Genomic DNA, 16,504 nt, shown 5'->3' with positions numbered 1-16,504 from the left:
TGGCGTGAGCGACGCTGCGCAGATCGTGGTCATTCCGGAGTACGTGGACTGCGAGTTGGTCGGGGGTGAGCGGCTTGCCCGCGAGCCGGCCTTTTGGCTCGCTCACCTGCTGGTGACGATGGGTGACCTGTCCGCCGATGCGCAGGACTACGGGGTTGCGCCGTTTGCGTACGAGGCGATGCTGGAGCGCCTCGGCGATGCCGGGCAGCCCTGGCCGGTGTTGCGTGTGCCGTTCGGCGGTGGGCATACCGTGCTCGCGGTCTACGCCAACTTCGAGGACGCGAATACGGTCGAGTTCATCGTTCGCCATCCATCGTGGGGCCGCCTGGGGTATCTGGGGCAGTGCGGCCCCGAGCCGGCCGGCCCCGGACTGTCCTGGGCGGAGCTGACCGCGGTCGCCGCGAGCGTGCCGCAGGGCGCGTCGGACACCGCGGGCCTTGTCGACCAGGCGCAGCGCCTACTGCTCCTGCTGCCTATGCTCGGGGACGCGGCCACGCCGAAGGAGGCGTGGGCTGTCGTGGCGCGTGCCCTCGTCCGCTGCGGTATACGGGACGACGTGGCTCCCCGGTTCGCGCGGGAACTCCTAGGGACCGACGCTGTCGACCGGCTTGTCGAGCCGTCCTGGACCCTCGCCGAGGGTAATCCGGTGCCCGTCTGCTCCCTGGGCCACAGTCCGCGCCGGGTCCCGATCGCCCTGGGTATCACCTTGGAACAGGCGCGGGCCCTCGCCGAGGCGCTGCGCGGCGATGGCGGCCACACGAGCGGGTGAGCCTGGTCGGCAGCAGCCGATGAGGGACGACGTCGTTGGACGCCTGGGCGGGGGCGCCCGCTCCGCCGGGACTCGGTGTCGCCGGACACGAGGGCGCTCCACCGTGACCGCCGGCCTCAAAGGCCTGAGCCTGCCGCGCGAAGCCGCCGGGCCCTGCAATGCCCAGCCCTCGCCCGGGACGCGACACGCATCCGCCGTCCCGCCTCGGGGACGGCACGACCCACGGTCTCCGCCTGCCGCGGCTCTCGTATCCCACACGTCGGGGGCCTCGGCGACGCAGCCGGGTTAACACTGAGCTTCTTCAGTGGTGCTGCTCGAGGGCGCGGGTGCGGGCCAGTGCCCGATTGAGGGTTGCTTCGGTCGGGGTGAGGTTCTGGCGGGGCTGGTGTTTGATTCAGGTGGTCACCCAACGGCCACCGCCTTGGTGGGCCAGGTCAGCCGCGATGAGGATGCCCTGACGTTCGCGCATCCGGACGATGCACTGGGTGCGGGCGGCCCGTGGCTGCGGCCCGGTAGAGCCGGTGAGAGCCACCGCGGCCGGCCGCTCGGGTCGGTGATGTGCTCGCGCAGGTACACCATCGCCCGCTGGAAGGGGCGCAGCTTGCAGCAGTGGTCGCCCTCGCGGGTGACGGTGAGTCTTGTGACCCACTCGATGAGCGCGCGTCAACAGCCCGAGCGCCTTGCCTGTTACGTTTCGCGACCGTGACCCGAACAGGGCGGCCCGAAGTAGCTCAGTAACCGGCAGCGCACCCCGTTTTCTGCGGTCGCGTCCGCCTGGTAAACACGTCGAATGACGTACTACGCGGACTTGACGCCGTACGCGTATGACAGGGACTGGGCGGCTGATGCAACGCGTCTGTGGCAGGGCGCCCCTGTGGTCAACGTGGGCCGGCTTGACCGCGGCCGGCCGTACGAGCAGGGCGTCGTGCCCAGTGAGCTGGCTGCCGTGCTGAACCGGATGAGGCACACGCACCGAACCCGGCAGACGCGCGGCTTCCACTTCTGCCCGTTGTGTCCTTCGCCGACATCCGGCAGCTACGCCAGTCACCCGTACGGGAGTGCAGAGATTTGGGTGAGGGGCTCAGACGTTGCCTTCGCTGCCCCTGAACTCATTGCCCACTATGTCGAGGCACACGCCTATCTGCCGCCGGCTGCCTTCGTCCAGGCAGTTCTCGCCACCGCGTGAATCCGGAAACGGTGAGTCACGTCTGCTGGAGTGGTGTAACGATGGCCACTCGGTGATCTCGTTTTGAGGCTATGCGGTGAGTTCGGTGGGCAGGACGGTCTCGTTGGTTTCTGACTCGATCGGGTGGAGGCCGGCCTTGGCCAGCAGCTCGCGGCCCATGTAGCGGCGGGCGCCTCGGTCCACTCGTCGTTCTGCTCGACCAGCACTGCGCCGATAAGGCGGAGGACGGCGGTGCGGTCCGGGAGGATGCCGACCCCGTCGGTGCGGCGGCGGATCTCCCTGTTGAGCCGCTTCTGCGGATGTTCGACCAGATCTGCCGTCAGATCTCCCGCGGGGAGTTGGCGAAGGCCAGCAGGTCGTCCTGCGCGGTGTCCAAGTGGCAGCAGCCTTGGGGAACGTGGCCTCCAATGCCTCCAGGACGTGCCGCATCTGTGCCTTCACGGCGTCTCTGTCGGGCTGTTCGAAGACGGTCCGCAGCAGCGTCGCCACCCACGGCTGAGTCGACTTGGGGACCTGACTCAGCAGGTTTCTGACGTAGTGGGTCCGGCATCGCTGCCATGAAGCGCCAGGCACAACCGCGCCGATCGCATCGACGGGGCCGGCGTGGGCGTCGGAGATGACGAGCTGGGGCCACGGGCATTGAGCGAGCGCAGGAAGGCGAGCCAGCCGGCGCCGTCCTCGGCGTTGGCGACGTCGATGCGGAGGATCTCGGGGTGCCCGTCGGCGTTGACGCCGACCGCGATCAGAGCCGTCAGTCACCTGTCTAGTTGCACATGAGGAAGCTCGTGAGCTGCAGTGTTGCAGTTTCATAGGTGGATCTATCGGGCTCTTTGATCTGGACGGGGCGTTGGCGGGGGCTGAGGTCGCCTACGAGTGCTTCATCGCGGAGCCGGAGGAGTGCCGTGCCCACGGAAGCGATGCTGTGGTCACCGGCGAGGAGGCGCAGTGTGCTGCGGGTGCGCGAGGCAGCCTGGAGCCAGGCGCCCTCTCCTCGAATCGTGCCGATGCGAGGATAGGCACTGGTGACGAGGTCGGACAGCCGATCCAAGTCCGCTGCTGGCCCCTAGCCCGCGGAGCGCAGATCGCTCGCGAGGTCGCCCTGGCTGCGCTCCCAGATTGGGTTGCTGGCACGTAGCATCTGCTGTGCCAGTTCTGGGACTCCAGGACCTCTGCGGATGGTAGCCGTAATGAAGACGGCCAGTTGCCGGCACACGGGTGCGTCGTCGTCTCCGAGGGCGTACTGGATGAGAGCGAGTTGGGCGGCCAGGGCTTCGCCGTGTGCTTCGCCGAAGCCGATCTGTTCGTGGGTGAGGCCGGCTTCGTCGAGGGCAGCGTCGGACACGGCGGTTGTCGCGGCGTTGGTGTGCGTGAAGATGCTGACCGTGTGACACCTGCAACGGGCCTGGCGGGTGAGGTCGACGACTTGGCGGTGACAGGCCCCGTCGGGTACGCAGGTGAGGCACAGGCGGCTGGTTCGGGCGGCTTCGGCGATGGCGGGATCCCGGAAGCGGAGTGTGCGGGCTGCCTCGGCGGCCGCGGGCAGCACTCCGGTGGGCTCGCGGTAGCTGGCCGGTGAAAGGTCGACCTGAACGGCTCCCGGGAGGGTCAGGGCGGCTGCGAGTCGAGCCGCGGGAGCTACGTCGGGCTTGAACCCGCCGTAGATGCTCTTGTTCACATCGCCGAGCAGGATGCGTCGCGCGGACGGCGCGATCGCCTGGAGGAGCTCCCACTCCTCGGCGCTGGTGTCCTGGCACTCGTCGCAGATGACGGTCGCGAACCGGTACGCGTAGTGCTCGTGCACGGCCGGAATGTTCAGCAGGTTGCGTGCGGAGGGGATCAGCTGGTCGTAGGTCAGGGCTGCGGTGGCTTGTCATGGCGCGCCGGTACGGCCTGCCGACGCCATCCCCGACGACCTCCTCAACCGGGCCCGACAACGGGCAATGGGATATCGGCCTGACGTGGCTTGAGCGCATCATCCTGTGACCCCTGATCCTTCGGACCACACTCGACGCCCTACCGCGCTATTGCCGACCCCGCAGCCTGGTCGCTTGCTGCCGGGCCAGCTCGGGCATCGGCACATAGACGAGTGACGCCATCACGCACCGAACTCTCAGGCGCCGATCCTCGCTCACACCGGTGGCTACCGCATAGCCCGCGCTGCGGCGTGTCAGAACTTGCCTGCGGTCACCTTGCAGACACCTCACGGGAAGGCTGACGACCCGTCATGACGAACCGGGGCGAGCCAACACGCACCACATGATTGAACTCTCCTGACCAGCATGAATCATGCCCAGCGGTTGCGATGCCCGCATCGCATCGGCAAGGCCCCGACAATCGGTGCGTGCGTTGCCTGGAATCCTGAAGGCGGGCGTCCCGCACCCGCCACGTCGAGCACGTCGGCCGGAGCGCGTGAACCGCGGCGGCCGAATGCGCCTGCGGGCCCGCCCCCTCGGGGTGTTACAGCCAGCCGCGCTGCGCGGCGCGGGCGCCGGCTTCGAAGCGGCTACGCGCGCCGAGGACCTCCATCAACGTGGTGGCGATACGGCGGGCGGTGCGATGTGAGACGCCCAGGCGCTTGGCGACAGCTTCCTCGGTGTGGCCGTCGGCGAGCAGTTTCAAGGCCGTGGCTTCGCTGCTGGTCAGCCCGCGGGTGTCGCGGTGGGCTGTGGTGCTGAGCGGCTGGGCGCTGTCCCAGGTGGATTCGAACAGGGCGCAGAGCATAGCCAGGGTGCCATCACCAGTCAGGATGACCGCGCCGGCGGCGGTGTCGTCGCTCTTGACCGGGATCACGGCAGCGGTGCGGTCGTACATGACCATCCGGGTGGGCAAGGTGGCCACAGTACGGACCTCGGTGCCGAGTTCGGCCAGCCATTGCAGGTATGCGAGGGTGTGCGGGCTGTTGCGGGCGCTGTCCAGATAGACGGTGCGCGTACGCAGACCGCGCCGACTCAGGTCCTCGTCGAGCGGCATGGCTGCGGCGATGGCGTGCTCCGAGTGGTGACCGCCGGCGAAGGTCATGATCTCTTCGCGGGCAGTACGAGTGAGCCGGGCGAGGCGGTCGCGGATCTCGTCAAGGCCGACGAGTTGTTCGACCCCGGGCTGGGCAGTGGCCGGCCTCAGATCGGCGTAGTCGGCGATGAGCTGCGCGGCGGCGGCGCGGGAGGCCTCGATGCGCTGCTGCTGGGCGGCCAGCTCGGCCTGCTGGCGGGTCAGCAACAGCTCCATGCCGACATCGGGACTGACCGTACGCAACCTGCCCGGATCATCGTAGGAAGGCCGGACCAGGGCCAGTTCGCTGAGCTGATCGAGACCGCGGCGCACCGCGTCCGGCGGCAGGCCCAGCCGGTTACCTAGTCCGGCGACACCGTCGTCGGGATGCGCCAGCAGCGCCCGATACACAGATTCCGTGTCCGTATCCAGGCCAAGCGATGTCAACATGGAGACCCCCCTCGCATGAAACTCGCCGCATGATCGCATAGCGGAGGGCACGGCCGCGAGAGTGTGCCGGTAGGTGGCCGGTTCAGTCCAAGGCCCCAAGCGACCAGCTTGCCCCTCTGGCAGAGGCAACGCCCGGATTGTCACCCTCAAGGTCATGTATCTCATCCACGCACAATTCAAGGGCCCTGCAGGCGCGTTGTTCCCCGATACGCCGACAGACGCCCTACGCATGTTCGCCCTGCCCGAGGAACAGATCGAGCACCTCACCATCCACGCCTGCGCCCTGCCGAATCCCGTGCTCGGCATCTGGGCGCGTGCCGAGTCCCTCGCCCTTGCCGAAGCCCGGGCAGCCGCGTTCTGCAGGCGCCTGCTGGCCCACCACCACCCGCTGCGCAACTGGACGCTTCAGCGCGCCGAAGTCCCCTTACTGGCCCCATTGGTCCAAGGCCGTTTGGGGCCAGCCGGAACCACTTCCACCCCGCCTGACCAGCGAGGAAAGTAGTCGTTGCCGGAAGGGCGACAAGCCCGGCCGGCGAAACCGGACATCAGATCACCGCGGGATCTGAGAACCGGAACACCCCTGCCAAGGCACTCTCCGAAAGGGCCACCTGCCATGCTCGTTCTCCTCGCCAAGGCTGCCGCGATCACCACCTTCTCCGCAGTCTCCCTGTTCGCCATGGCCACCTCCGCCGCCCCGGTGGCGCCCTCCGACACCGCCGTCTCCGCGGTGCAGGCCGGCAACCCGATCTGGGACAGCGCTCCCGCGGACAACCCCATCTGGGACTAGCCCCGCCGCCACCCCAGCACTGCGCATGGGGCGAACACCCCGGCCGCTGCGCCTGCAGGGCAGCCGCCGCCCTCCCCGCACCCACCACCTCCACGCCGGGCACAACCCTGCCCGCGAAAGGACCACACGGTGCTGTCCCGCTCGCCCAGGCCGCCGCCATCGCCAGCCTCGCCCTCGCAGCTACCTTCCTCACCGCCTCCCCCACCACAGCCGACTCATCCGCCCCACACACCACAGCCGTATCGCCCAGCAACCCGCTCTGGGACTAACCCCACAGCCAATCCGGCCCCCGCTGCGCCCTCGTGCCGCTGCTCCTGCAGGGCAGCCGCCCCGACAACCCCACCACCTCAACCACCCACATTCCAGCACCCCATGCCCGAGCGCAGGAGATTCGCCGTGAGATCAGTCAGCTCAACCCCCTAGCACCACTTTCCAGCGGGCCCGCTCCCACTCTCGAGCGCCAGGCGGCTGGACCTGCAGGACAGCCGCCAGACCCCCGCACACCCACTCAACCACCCATACCGCCCCTCACTCGCTCACCCGACAGGGCCTCGCCCTGCCCGTATTCAGGAGATTCACATGAACCGAAAGACCGCCACCCGCCTCATCATCGCCCCGGTGCTGGCCTCTCTCGCTCTGACCAGCCTCGCCGTGCAGAACGCCTTCGCCTCCACCCAGGGCGGCACCATCGACCGCACCGAGGTCATGAGCCGGGCCAAGAACTGGTACGACCGCGACATCCAGTACAGCCAGACCAGCACCGCCACGGACCCCGAGGGTGACCACACCTACTGCAGGGACTGCTCCGGCTTCGTCTCCATGGCCTGGCACCTGTCCGCCGACGGCATGGGCGCCCTGACCACCAATTCCCTGCCCAGCGTGACGTCGACCCTGTCGAACAAGCGGGATCTGCTGCCCGGCGACGCGCTCAACAACATCACCGACGGCCATGTCGTCCTGTTCGCCAAGTGGATCAACAAGTCGGAGGGCACCTTCAACTTCTACCAGGAGGCCAACTCGACGATGGACATGTCGTACGGCCAGGCGGACGTCGACGGCGGCAACATCGCAGGCCTGCCTGCCGCAAACTACACCGCCCTGCGCTACGACAAGATCGGCACAGACGCCCCGCCGGTAGTGACCGGCAAGGGCGACCACGACTACAACCGCGACTCCGACGACGACCTGCTCGCTGTCAACGCCTCCAGCGGCTACCTGTCCTTCTACGCCGGCGACGGCACCGCCGGATTCAAGTCCACCACCCAGGTCGGACCCGGCTGGGGCGTCATGGACAAGGTGGCCGGCGCCGACTTCGACAACGACGGCGACGGCGATCTGGTCGCCACTAAGACAACCGGCGAGCTGCTGCTGTACAAGGGCACCGGCGCCGGCAGCTTCCAGTCGCCGTCCCAGATCGGCAACGGCTGGGGCAACGTCACCAAGCTGGCCGCAGGCGACTTCACCGCAGACGGCAAGGCCGACGTGATCGCGGTCAACAAGACCGACGACAACCTGTACCTCTACACCGGCACCGGCAGCGGTGTCTCCAACGGCACCCAGATCGGCAACGGCTGGGGCAACATCGCCGAGGTAGCCGCGGGCGACTTCACCGGCGACCGGCGAGCCGACCTGATCGCCATCACCACCACCGGCGACCTCTACCTCTACGCCGGCACCAGCACCGGCGTAGCCAACGGCATCAAGCTCGGCAGCGGCTTCGGCAACATGACCGACATCACCGTCGCCGACATGAACAGCGACGGCAAGGCCGACGTCGTCGTCGCCGCCGGCACCACCGGCGAGCTCTACTACTACGCCAGCACCGGATCCGCAGTCCACAACGGCATCGTCATCGGCGCCAGCGGCTGGGACGGCGTCAGCCACCTCATCTGACCCACTACATCACCTGCCGCAGGCCCCACCGGATACCGGGTGGGGCCTGCGGCCATGCCACCCCAGGCGGAGACCAACCCCGTCAGCACGGCCAACCGCACCCAGCCCCCAGAACCTCGATCAGACCACAGGCACCTCACCGGACCTGCCGGTGCAGCAGCGCACGCCGGATCGGGTTGGTGGCGCACCGCGCCCCGTGTTCCACAGCTGCGGATCACCTCAGCGAGCACACTGCCACCACCTCCGGCACCAGGACCCGCCCGTGCTGATCGAGGGCAGCCGTCCGAGGTGCGGGTCATTCGGTGGTGGCGGGGGTCGAGAGCGGGTGCGCCGAGGCCGCCCGGTGTGCGGGTGGTTGGGGATGTGGCCGCGGCGGGCGTCGGTGAGGGCATGGGTGCGGCCGGGGTCGGCCTGGTCACGTGGATGTCGGTTGCCCGGACTGGACGGTGCGCAATCTCCTGGACCGCCGTGCTGGGGGTGGGGGCTTGCCGGATATGTGTGCAGGTGGCATGCGTAAGACCCTACGAGGTGGCGGGGGGCGGCGACGGGATTCCGGGCAGGGAGGGACGCGGGGGGAGAGCTGGCGGCGGAATCGGCGGCGTGCGAGGGGTGCCGCTGTGGGTTTGTCAATCGGGTCAGCACATCCAGCAGTGGAGGTTGTGTCCTTCTCGGTTGGCGGTGCTGGCCAGTGAGGCGAGCTTGCTGAGGATGTCGGTGAACAGTTCGGGGTCGTAGCCGTGGAGCTCCTCCTGTTCGATCCACCGGAGGGCGGTCTTGGCAAGGTCGACTCGGTTGGATGACATCAGGGCAGTTGGATGGCGCCCCTGCCGAGTACGTATGTTGCTGCGCTGTACCCCGAGCCGCGCCTCGTGCTGCGGGTCGCCGACCACGATCGTCTCTGCGCGGGCCTTGGGGACGACGTGGAGCTGGAAGTGGACGCCGGGGGCTCGGTCTGGGGGCTGTGGGTCGGGCAGGATCGCGGCGGACACGTCCGTGAAGCACACCGCGACGGCTGTGGTGCAGCAGCAGGATATGGACCAGGGTGGTGGTGCCGTCGATGTCTCCGGTGGCGGCCTTGGTCGCCGCCCAGAACGCCTCGTGCGCTGATGTGAACGTGTCCTCGTTGCGAGTCTGTTCCAGAGTCTCGGAGCCGGCCATCGTTCCTGGCTTGGCCGGCAGCATCTTCAGGAAGTGGTGAAGGATGATGTGCTGGGTACCCTGGGTGGTCAGTCGGGGGTGGTGGGCGATTTCGTTTGGGCCGTGGGAGGCGGTCAGATCGCTGGGGCGGAGTATGACCTGCACGGTGCGGCCGTTGAAGCTGGCCGGCACCGAGTAGCGGCAGACCCGCGCGGCGATCATTCTGTGGTGGTCGACTCGCGGGGTGAAGACGATCTCGGTCTCGACGGTGTCATCCGGTAGCGGCAACAGCAGCGGAGGCTTCGCTGGCGGAGTTCTGTCCGATGGTGCGGATCGCCTGTTGATCCGCCGGTTGTGCTCGATTTGCTTGAAGTTGGTGATCGAGTCGTTGCGGTCGTTCAGTGACTCCACCTTGGGGCACGGGGGTGAGGTAGTTTGCGGCGGGAAGCTCACCTGGCACTCCACTCCGCTCTTGTCATGCGCCCCGTGCAGACCAGGTTCGCGGTGGAAAGGGGTGGCCGCGAAGTGCCGGGTGAAGGCTGTCCACTTGGGGTGTTCCTCCCGGTCCGGCTCTTGTGGATCACCCGGGAAGCAGCCGGGGACAGGTTGTCGTAGGAATCTGCCGGCCGGGATGCCGCCAGCACGCGAAGCGTGTGGACGTGGGCGTCTGAGAACGTCTCCTGCCCGCAGGGGGTCGTGTTCCTTCTCTGCATTTCAGTCGGCTGGGTGTATGGAGGGTTTTTGCCGTGTAAGCGGAGCGCCCGGTGCCTGCTCCACTGGGTCGGGCTCCGCGCCCTTGGGTCCGCTTCCTGTGCCGGCCCTTCAGTTTGACGGCGAGCGGGGAAAGCGGTCGCCAAGGACGAAGGTGGCGGGCCAGGTCTCGCTCAGTACCTTGCTGAGCAGGGGGTCGCTGGACTCCAGAACCTCGCTGCGGCGGACCGAGCCGTCCTCGTTGATCTGTTGGCTGCCGAGGACGACGGGGGCGCGCAGGACGTCTTCGCCCCAGGGGTCGATGGCGTTGCACAGCAGGCCCTCGAAGCGGTGGCCGGCCAGGTTGTCGTTGTGGACCCGCTGCACGAAGTCGTCGATCACGGCTGCCTGGAGGTAGACCCAGGCGAGGTAGACCACCGTGCGTCCGTCGTCCAGCCGGATCCGGAGGCGGACCTTGAGGAAGTTGCCGACGCCCTCCGCGATGATGATCGCGCCCGTATCGGACTTCACCCGGCGCTTGCGCTCCTCGTCCGAGAGCTCGGCGACCAGGTGGGGCAGGGCCAGGTCGAAACCGGGGTGCTCCGCATCGAGGTGACCCCCGCAGTCGCAGTCGCAGTCGCAGGCGGTGCCGTGGCTGTGAGCGTCGGTTTGCGCGGAGGCGGGAGCGAGATCGAGCCGGGCCGTCGGGTAGCTCGGCTGGCCGCTGCCCGCCGGTAGCGGAAGCAGCAGCGCGTAGAACCGTACTGCGGTGAAAGTCGTTGCTTCCGGCAGTGCGAGTGCCGTCATCGCTGCCGATGCGGCCTCGTGGCGCTCACCGTTGACGCGGATCTCGGCCTGCATTGCGCCGGGGCTGCCGCCGTAGAAGACCTTGACGCCGTTGAAGAAGGGCGATTCCAGGTCCGCAGTGAACGAGTTCGCGATGCGGTGCAGCACGTTCGCTTCCAGCAGCGCGCCCTGCAGCCGCCGGTTCTCGCCGCCGTCACGTCCGAGACCGACCGCGCCTGACGTGATCATGTGCCAGCCGGGCACGCCGCGCTCGTCGTCGGGGCCCGCATGGTTCGCGAAGTGCTCACGATGGTCGAGGAGTTCCAGCAGGCAGGCGCCTGCCGTCTGCACCCACGTGTTCGCTGCGTCCTGTGGATCGGCGGACATCGACACGACGCAGTCCAGGAAGCACGGCACGTCCGGCTGGAGACCGACGTCTGGTAGCGCGACGAGGTCGTAGTGGTGGCCGCCCCCGTGGTGCGGCGGGGCTACGGCCACGGCCCATCCATGTGGGCTGATCAACGAGTTCCCCTTGAGCTGGGCGCCCTGCGTCACGCCGGGCGCGAACTCTTCGAGCCCGGCCCTGACCAGGGCGAGGAACTCCAGGTCGGGCAGCCTGTTCGCCGGCGGTTCCTCTTTGCGCGTACGACGTCGTATCCAAGACACCCGTGGATGGTACTGAGGCCGGTGGACCGGGCAACGCTCGGGCTTGTGGCTCGGGAGGTGCCGGGCTCTTGGACAGGCTCCAGGGGGTGGGTGTGTGCGCCGTGTCGCCCGCCATCTGGGCTGGTGCCGGCACGTCTGTCCTCGACATCCACCGCGAGGTCACGGCCTGCGGTTTGCGTGGCCGCTGCTCCAGCGTCCGTGACTGGGCCGGGTGCGACGTTCCTCGGCCGTAGGGCTTCACGCCTGCCGCCTGCCGCCTGCCGCCACCGTCGGTGCGGCGGGTGACCGGCCGGCTCACCTGGCATCCGGCCGGATTCACCGGGGAGGAGGAACGGGACCGGGAAGTGGTACTCGGCTGCTGCCTGGAACTGGTCTGCGCGACCGGGCTGGCCAGCATGTTCGCGGGGATGGTCACCACCCTCGGTGGTACCCGCCTGCCGAGTGGATCACCGGGGCGGCGGAGGCCGACTTGCCCGGCATTGGTAGCTTTGCTGTCGGCCTGCTCAGCAGCTTCAACGCGGTCGCCGACGACTGCGCTGTTGGCGAGGCCGGCTACCGCGCGGCGATGGAGACCGGCGACGGGAAGATACGCGGTTGGGCCGAGTACCACTGGGCCGTCCTGCTGGACAACATCGACGACGACCCGGCGGGCGCCTTGCCGCGATACGACAAGGCACTCGAGTTCGCGACGAAGTCCGGCGACGGCTACTTCGAGTACTACGTCATCCGACACCTCGCGCCGCACAAGGAGCCCGCTGAACGGATCGCCATGCTGCGCCGCTCACTCCACCTGCGCGCCGCGCTCGGTGCCCGGCCCCAGACACTCGCCGCGCAGGCCCTCCTGGCCGATCATCTCCCGGAAGACGACCCCGAGCGCGCCGAGCTCATGCAGACCTTCCGCCCGGGTGTGGAAGAACTGCACATCGGCTGGCTCCTGTCCGACATCTGATCCCGAACACCGCGGCCCGGGCGAAACGTGGCGGGGCCGGGGCGCTCCAGGCGCCGAGCCGTGGACAGGCTTCGTGGGGGTCCACTGCTGCGAGCACCGCGAGGACTGCGGGGCACCGTCGGCGGCGGCCTGGTGGGCGACGCGATCGTCCGCCGCATGCGTCGCGGCTGCGAAGCACACCTGGCCGGGTTCCCGACCCTTACGACGGCGCTGCGCGGCCGGGCCTTGACGGAGGCTGGTGCGGCCGTCCGCTGCCTGGCCGCCGGACGGCCGCAGGCGTACGAAGGCGCCCGGACCCGTACTGACTCGGCGCCACCGGCAGCGGTGCGTTAAGTCCCGCGTGGTCCGCGAGATCGAGGCCGCCTCGGATTTTCATGGAACCACCCAACGAGCGGCAGCCATGACCCTTGACGAACTTGCCGCGATCAAAGCCGCGGCCAAGCGCGTCGCCGCCGCCACATCACTCGCCCCTGCCCGCCGTCTACTCCCGCCGCCTGTTCGACGCCCGGGCCGACCGCTCCGGCGAGGCCCCGGACGAGGTGATTGCGGGAGGGAGTTCAGGAGCACTACTTCAAGGACGGAGGCGGCCATCGTCGGCCGCCTCATCTTCAACGGGACCGTCATCGAGACCGGCAGCGACTCCTACCGCCTCGCCAGCATCCGGGCCCGCGCCGAAGCCGCGGCCGGCTAGGTTCCGCTGGGAGCGTCGGCCACTTCTCCGGGCTCAGGGGAGCTGGCCGACGACCCGTCGGAGCGAAGCAGGGCCCGCAACTCTTCGGCAGTGACAGGCCCCGAGTCACGAACGGGCTGGCCGACGTCGGCAGGCCAGCTGGGACGGAAGCGTTCGACGAAGTCTGCGAAGTCGGTCCGCAGATATAGAGAGTTGGACGGCTTCAGCCGGATTTGCTGGCGGCTGTCTGCCCACCAGATCTCGAAATCGGCAACCGTGCCCTCCGCTGGCCAGTTTTCGCCCTCGTTCGGCAGCAGCAGAACGTCGACAAAGCCTCCGACACTCAGGCCGATGTCTACGAAGATCCCGATCGCACCGGGCCAGGGAACCTTCACCACAGTGCCCTCGAAGACCTGCCCGAAGCGCAGGCCCTTCCGAGTCCGAGCCCACTCGGCATCTGTCACCACGAACCGGATCACCGCATCTTCGTCCAGGGTGCGAGCGGCTGAGACTCCACCTGAACTGCAGCAGAGCTCCCTTGCGATGATCGCCTCATCGACACGGCACTGCCGCTACTGCTCGGGAACATCCGCGACCCGGATGCTGACCAACCGCTGCTGGAACTCATCGACAAACGCTGCTGCTGAACGTGAACAAAGCCAGGAGCCGGAGTGATGGGTGCTACGGACCGACATCCGTGTGGGGGCGTTGCACTTCGGGATGACCCCAGCGGGAGTGGCTGAGGCGCTGTTGGTTTGCGAGTCGGAGTTACGGGTTGGTGGTTCGTACGGTCGGGAGGACTTCTCGGGCTGGGTGAAGGCGTTCTACGACGCCGGCCGGCTTGCATGCGTGGCGCTGGACGCCGTCATCGGTCCGCAGGTCTGGCTGGCCGGTTTTCCCTTGGCAGGGAGCGATCCGGGAGAAGGCCGGCAGTTTATTTTCGACGATGCTGCAGAGCACGGGAACTAAATCGTGTACACCCCGGACGCATCGCTCGCCCTGACCGACCTCGGGATCCTTTGGAGCAGGAGCTCGTGCAGCGCCGTGTATTGGGCCGTTGGGTCGCCGGCCGCTGTCACGTGGCCTGCGGCGCCTGCTACAGAGCGTCCAGTCGCCTGGTCGCCGCGTCGAGGGCCGGCCAGGGTGGGCCCTCGCGCAGCAGGCGGAGGAATTCCTCCCCGAATCGCCTCCCATGCGGAAACTGGTCGCCACGCTCCCAGCGCCATGCTGCGAGCATGGCGAGGACGAGTTGCCGGCAGTCGTCCAGCAGGCCTTGGTCGACGTTCGGGTAGTGTTCGCAGACCGTCTGGGGAACATGGGCGAGGTCGAACTCGACGGGTCCGCGGCAGCATGTCTCCAGGTCGATGAACAGCGGGCCGTTCGTTGTGCTGAGTAGATTGCCTGGATGCGGCTCGCCGTGCAGCAGCTGTTCCACGGTGCCGCGGACTTCGATCGCCCGTCGCGCGCTGGCCAGCCTGCCGCTGAGGAACACCCGGTCCGCATCGGTCAGGTCCGGTGAGCGGTCCGGGTCGGCGATGATGTCTTGCGCCTCGGTGATCCGGTCCGTGAAACTCGGGCTTGGCACGTCGAGGTGGCGCATGCCGGCGTGCAGCCGGGCTAGAGCCTCGGCGTAGTCCACTGGTGGGATGCGAGGTGCCGCGGGCTGGTAGAAGGTCCACAGCGTCACTGCGAAGGCGTCGCGCGGGTACACCCGTGGCTCCACCCGGGGGGCCAGCCGGCCCATCGGAGCTCCGGCCTCGGTGAGCCGCGCAGCGAGCTCGATTTCAAACGGTGCGACCTCTTGTCCCAGGAAGGCGACCCGGGCAAGGACGTCGCATGGCGTCAACCGCAGCGCCAGCTTGTTCGAGTTGTGGACGACGACCGCGTCGTCGGCCGGCAGGCCGAGCGATGCGGCGAGTGACGTGGCAGCCGCGATCGCACGCGTGACGTCGGTTGTTTCCACCCTCGACATGCTGGCACAGCTCGGCGGGGGCGGCGCCGGCCGGCGTGCTCAGGTGCCAACTGTCGTGGCGCCACCCCCGCCGCTGTCAGCGGCGCGTTGGCCGTGCGTTGGCCGAGTACGGTGCCGGAGGGCTGGGCCGCTGCGAGGCGTGATCTGGGGGCGGGGCGTGCCTTGCCGGGGCGTGCCGGTGGTGTGTGGGTGTGGTCGATGCTGCGGGTGAGGACTGCGGCTGCGTACACACCGTGGGGCGGGAGGCCGTGCTGGCGCAGTGTGGCGGCGAGGCGGTGTGTGGTGTCGGGGGCGAGTGCGGCGGCTGCTTTACGGGTGAGGCTCGCGCACCGCGACCTGCTGGCCAGCGTCGTCGGCCGGCTGCACCAGGCCGCCGACGGGCCTTTGGCGGCGCTGCGTGCCCGTACCGAGCCGAAGCAGTGCCCCGGCGGACGTTGGCCGGCGTCGGCCTCTTTGCGGGCGCGGACCTCGTGGTCGACGGACCGCTTGTGGACTTCACAAGCACCAAGCGCCTGGACGAAGCGCACCGCTTGGCGGTTGCTCGGCTACCGCGCGCCCGACCGCTCGGCCGCTAACCGCATCGACGCCCTCGGGCGGTACTGCACCGGTTGCGGCGTGCTCGCCTGCGGGCCGGGGGGGCCTCGAAGAACGTTGGCAGAAGGGTCCGCCACCCCCGCTGCGTCCTCGGCGCGGCTGCCCGGACCGGCGACCGCGTGCCGCCAGGCGGCTGACGTGTCACCCCGGCAGGGCTATCCGGGCGGGTCATCGGGTATGGGGACTGTGGGCGGTCGGATTTGCCGCGCGCCCTTCAAAGTCGTGGTCGATGCCGTCGGCTGTTCGCGTGCCGGGAGCCGGCAGGCGCCTGTTCGGCTCGTAGGCGCCACCCGCTGTTCGTGAAAGGGGTTCCCCTTGTGAACCGTCGTATGCGCCGCTGCCTGCGTTCCAGTCTCGGTGTCTGCGCGGCGGTCGGGCTGGTGTTTGCTTCGGCCGTGCTGGTGGCGCCCGTTGCCCATGCCGATCCGATGGTGATGACGTGCGCCGGTAGCGGCCTGCAGACCTACAGCCCGGGTATCACGCTCACCACCCAGGAGACCGTGGTCACCAACACCTCCGACCTCACCGGCTGCGTGGGCGGCCCGGTCACCTCCGGCCGGCATGTCTTCGGCCCTTTCCACACCACCGCGAGCTGCCTGTACACCCCGCCGGCCGGCCCCGATGCCTTCGACCTCACCTGGAACGACAACACAACCAGCCACTACGAAGGCACCTACACGGTGCTCACCACCGGCGGACAGCTCGTCGTCACCAGCACCGGCACCATCACCTTGGGCCGCTTCGCCGGGAAGGCCCTGCAGGAAGTGGTGGCCTACACCGCCCCCGACCTCCTGCAGTGCGCCACCCCGCAGGGCGTCACCAGCGTGTCGGGCCCCCTCAGCATCACCCTCGCAGGCTGAACCCGTCGACGACCGCCAGGCTGCCCGCTGCGGCGGGGCCCCGAGGCGAGGTGATCGCAAAAGGGACTCCAGGAGCACTATTCCAAGAAGCGGCGGCCGCCGTGCCG

The 16,504-nt window shown here is 68.6% G+C and carries 14 protein-coding genes and 3 pseudogenes; 9 read left to right on the top strand and 8 right to left on the bottom strand.

Annotated features, from left to right (window positions below):
* Positions 1-4 precede the first annotated feature (4 nt).
* Positions 5-769 (top strand): hypothetical protein, encoded by a 765-nt coding sequence (locus AB0M28_RS21920; protein WP_365407322.1) that lies wholly within the window; start codon positions 5-7, stop codon positions 767-769.
* Positions 770-1,088: 319 nt separating this feature from the next.
* On the opposite strand, the pseudogene AB0M28_RS21915 reads toward AB0M28_RS21920, so the two are convergent.
* Positions 1,089-1,423: pseudogene (locus AB0M28_RS21915) on the bottom strand (hypothetical protein); the annotation flags it as partial.
* Positions 1,424-1,559: 136 nt separating this feature from the next.
* Here AB0M28_RS21915 and AB0M28_RS21910 point away from each other — a divergent pair.
* Complete coding sequence (locus AB0M28_RS21910) at positions 1,560-1,955, top strand: hypothetical protein (protein WP_365407320.1); 396 nt, start codon at positions 1,560-1,562, stop codon at positions 1,953-1,955.
* 69 nt (positions 1,956-2,024) lie between these two features.
* Here AB0M28_RS21910 and AB0M28_RS21905 read toward each other — a convergent pair.
* The 3 genes and pseudogenes from AB0M28_RS21905 to AB0M28_RS21895 form a co-directional block, all read right to left on the bottom strand.
* A pseudogene (locus AB0M28_RS21905) lies at positions 2,025-2,704 on the bottom strand (transposase); the annotation flags it as partial.
* A gap of 314 nt (positions 2,705-3,018) precedes the next feature.
* Positions 3,019-3,810, bottom strand: coding sequence for a UvrD-helicase domain-containing protein (locus AB0M28_RS21900; protein WP_365407416.1), 792 nt, complete (start codon positions 3,808-3,810; stop codon positions 3,019-3,021).
* Positions 3,811-4,412: 602 nt separating this feature from the next.
* The gene (locus tag AB0M28_RS21895) at positions 4,413-5,393 is read right to left on the bottom strand and encodes a helix-turn-helix transcriptional regulator (RefSeq protein ID WP_365407317.1); all 981 of its coding nucleotides are present in this window, start codon (positions 5,391-5,393) and stop codon (positions 4,413-4,415) included.
* Positions 5,394-5,547: 154 nt separating this feature from the next.
* On the opposite strand from AB0M28_RS21895, the gene AB0M28_RS21890 reads away from it, so the two are divergent.
* The 3 genes from AB0M28_RS21890 to AB0M28_RS21880 all read left to right on the top strand — a co-directional run bounded on the left by AB0M28_RS21890 (position 5,548) and on the right by AB0M28_RS21880 (position 8,073).
* Complete coding sequence (locus AB0M28_RS21890; protein ID WP_365407314.1) at positions 5,548-5,895, top strand: hypothetical protein; 348 nt, start codon at positions 5,548-5,550, stop codon at positions 5,893-5,895.
* A 111-nt stretch (positions 5,896-6,006) separates the two neighbouring features.
* Positions 6,007-6,180, top strand: coding sequence for a hypothetical protein (locus AB0M28_RS21885; protein WP_365407311.1), 174 nt, complete (start codon positions 6,007-6,009; stop codon positions 6,178-6,180).
* A 579-nt stretch (positions 6,181-6,759) separates the two neighbouring features.
* Positions 6,760-8,073: a VCBS repeat-containing protein gene (locus AB0M28_RS21880; RefSeq protein ID WP_365407308.1), complete on the top strand. Its 1,314-nt coding sequence runs from the start codon at positions 6,760-6,762 to the stop codon at positions 8,071-8,073.
* A gap of 635 nt (positions 8,074-8,708) precedes the next feature.
* Here the strand turns inward: AB0M28_RS21880 and AB0M28_RS21875 are convergent.
* Both AB0M28_RS21875 and AB0M28_RS21870 read right to left on the bottom strand, forming a co-directional pair.
* Positions 8,709-8,876 carry a hypothetical protein gene (locus AB0M28_RS21875; protein WP_365407305.1) on the bottom strand — a complete coding sequence of 56 codons (168 nt, stop codon included), beginning with the start codon at positions 8,874-8,876 and terminating at the stop codon, positions 8,709-8,711.
* A 1,156-nt stretch (positions 8,877-10,032) separates the two neighbouring features.
* The gene (locus AB0M28_RS21870; protein ID WP_365407302.1) at positions 10,033-11,352 is read right to left on the bottom strand and encodes a DUF6348 family protein; all 1,320 of its coding nucleotides are present in this window, start codon (positions 11,350-11,352) and stop codon (positions 10,033-10,035) included.
* A 469-nt stretch (positions 11,353-11,821) separates the two neighbouring features.
* Between AB0M28_RS21870 and AB0M28_RS21865 the strand changes: the two genes are divergently transcribed.
* Positions 11,822-12,301 (top strand): hypothetical protein, encoded by a 480-nt coding sequence (locus tag AB0M28_RS21865; protein WP_365407299.1) that lies wholly within the window; start codon positions 11,822-11,824, stop codon positions 12,299-12,301.
* 583 nt (positions 12,302-12,884) lie between these two features.
* A pseudogene (locus AB0M28_RS21860) lies at positions 12,885-12,992 on the top strand (AAA family ATPase); the annotation flags it as partial.
* Here AB0M28_RS21860 and AB0M28_RS21855 read toward each other — a convergent pair.
* Positions 12,989-13,450 carry a hypothetical protein gene (locus AB0M28_RS21855; RefSeq protein ID WP_365407296.1) on the bottom strand — a complete coding sequence of 154 codons (462 nt, stop codon included), beginning with the start codon at positions 13,448-13,450 and terminating at the stop codon, positions 12,989-12,991. The pseudogene AB0M28_RS21860 and the gene AB0M28_RS21855 overlap by 4 nt on opposite strands.
* 256 nt (positions 13,451-13,706) lie before the next feature.
* Here AB0M28_RS21855 and AB0M28_RS21850 point away from each other — a divergent pair, with 256 nt between their 5' ends.
* Positions 13,707-13,940, top strand: coding sequence for a hypothetical protein (locus AB0M28_RS21850; protein ID WP_365407293.1), 234 nt, complete (start codon positions 13,707-13,709; stop codon positions 13,938-13,940).
* Between the two features lie 127 nt (positions 13,941-14,067).
* Here the strand turns inward: AB0M28_RS21850 and AB0M28_RS21845 are convergent, their stop codons facing one another.
* Positions 14,068-14,943, bottom strand: a complete 876-nt coding sequence (locus AB0M28_RS21845) for a phosphotransferase (RefSeq protein ID WP_365407290.1) — start codon at positions 14,941-14,943, stop codon at positions 14,068-14,070.
* 911 nt (positions 14,944-15,854) lie between these two features.
* Between AB0M28_RS21845 and AB0M28_RS21840 the strand changes: the two genes are divergently transcribed.
* Entirely contained in the window at positions 15,855-16,397 is a 543-nt protein-coding gene (locus AB0M28_RS21840) for a hypothetical protein (protein ID WP_365407287.1), read from the top strand.
* Positions 16,398-16,504: the final 107 nt, after the last annotated feature.

It is taken from the genome of Streptomyces sp. NPDC051940, assembly GCF_040680895.1.
In the GTDB taxonomy this organism is placed as follows: domain Bacteria; phylum Actinomycetota; class Actinomycetes; order Streptomycetales; family Streptomycetaceae; genus Streptomyces.
The sequence above is the reverse complement of the archived record's forward strand: the minus strand, read 5'-3'. Positions and strand labels throughout refer to the sequence as shown.

Coding starts and splice junctions, on each gene's coding strand:
- AB0M28_RS21910 (WP_365407320.1), top strand. CDS start 1,560: ATGACGTACTACGCGGACTTGACGCCGTACGCGTATGACAGGGACTGG.
- AB0M28_RS21895 (WP_365407317.1), bottom strand. CDS start 5,393: ATGTTGACATCGCTTGGCCTGGATACGGACACGGAATCTGTGTATCGG.
- AB0M28_RS21890 (WP_365407314.1), top strand. CDS start 5,548: ATGTATCTCATCCACGCACAATTCAAGGGCCCTGCAGGCGCGTTGTTC.
- AB0M28_RS21885 (WP_365407311.1), top strand. CDS start 6,007: ATGCTCGTTCTCCTCGCCAAGGCTGCCGCGATCACCACCTTCTCCGCA.
- AB0M28_RS21880 (WP_365407308.1), top strand. CDS start 6,760: ATGAACCGAAAGACCGCCACCCGCCTCATCATCGCCCCGGTGCTGGCC.
- AB0M28_RS21875 (WP_365407305.1), bottom strand. CDS start 8,876: ATGTCATCCAACCGAGTCGACCTTGCCAAGACCGCCCTCCGGTGGATC.
- AB0M28_RS21845 (WP_365407290.1), bottom strand. CDS start 14,943: ATGTCGAGGGTGGAAACAACCGACGTCACGCGTGCGATCGCGGCTGCC.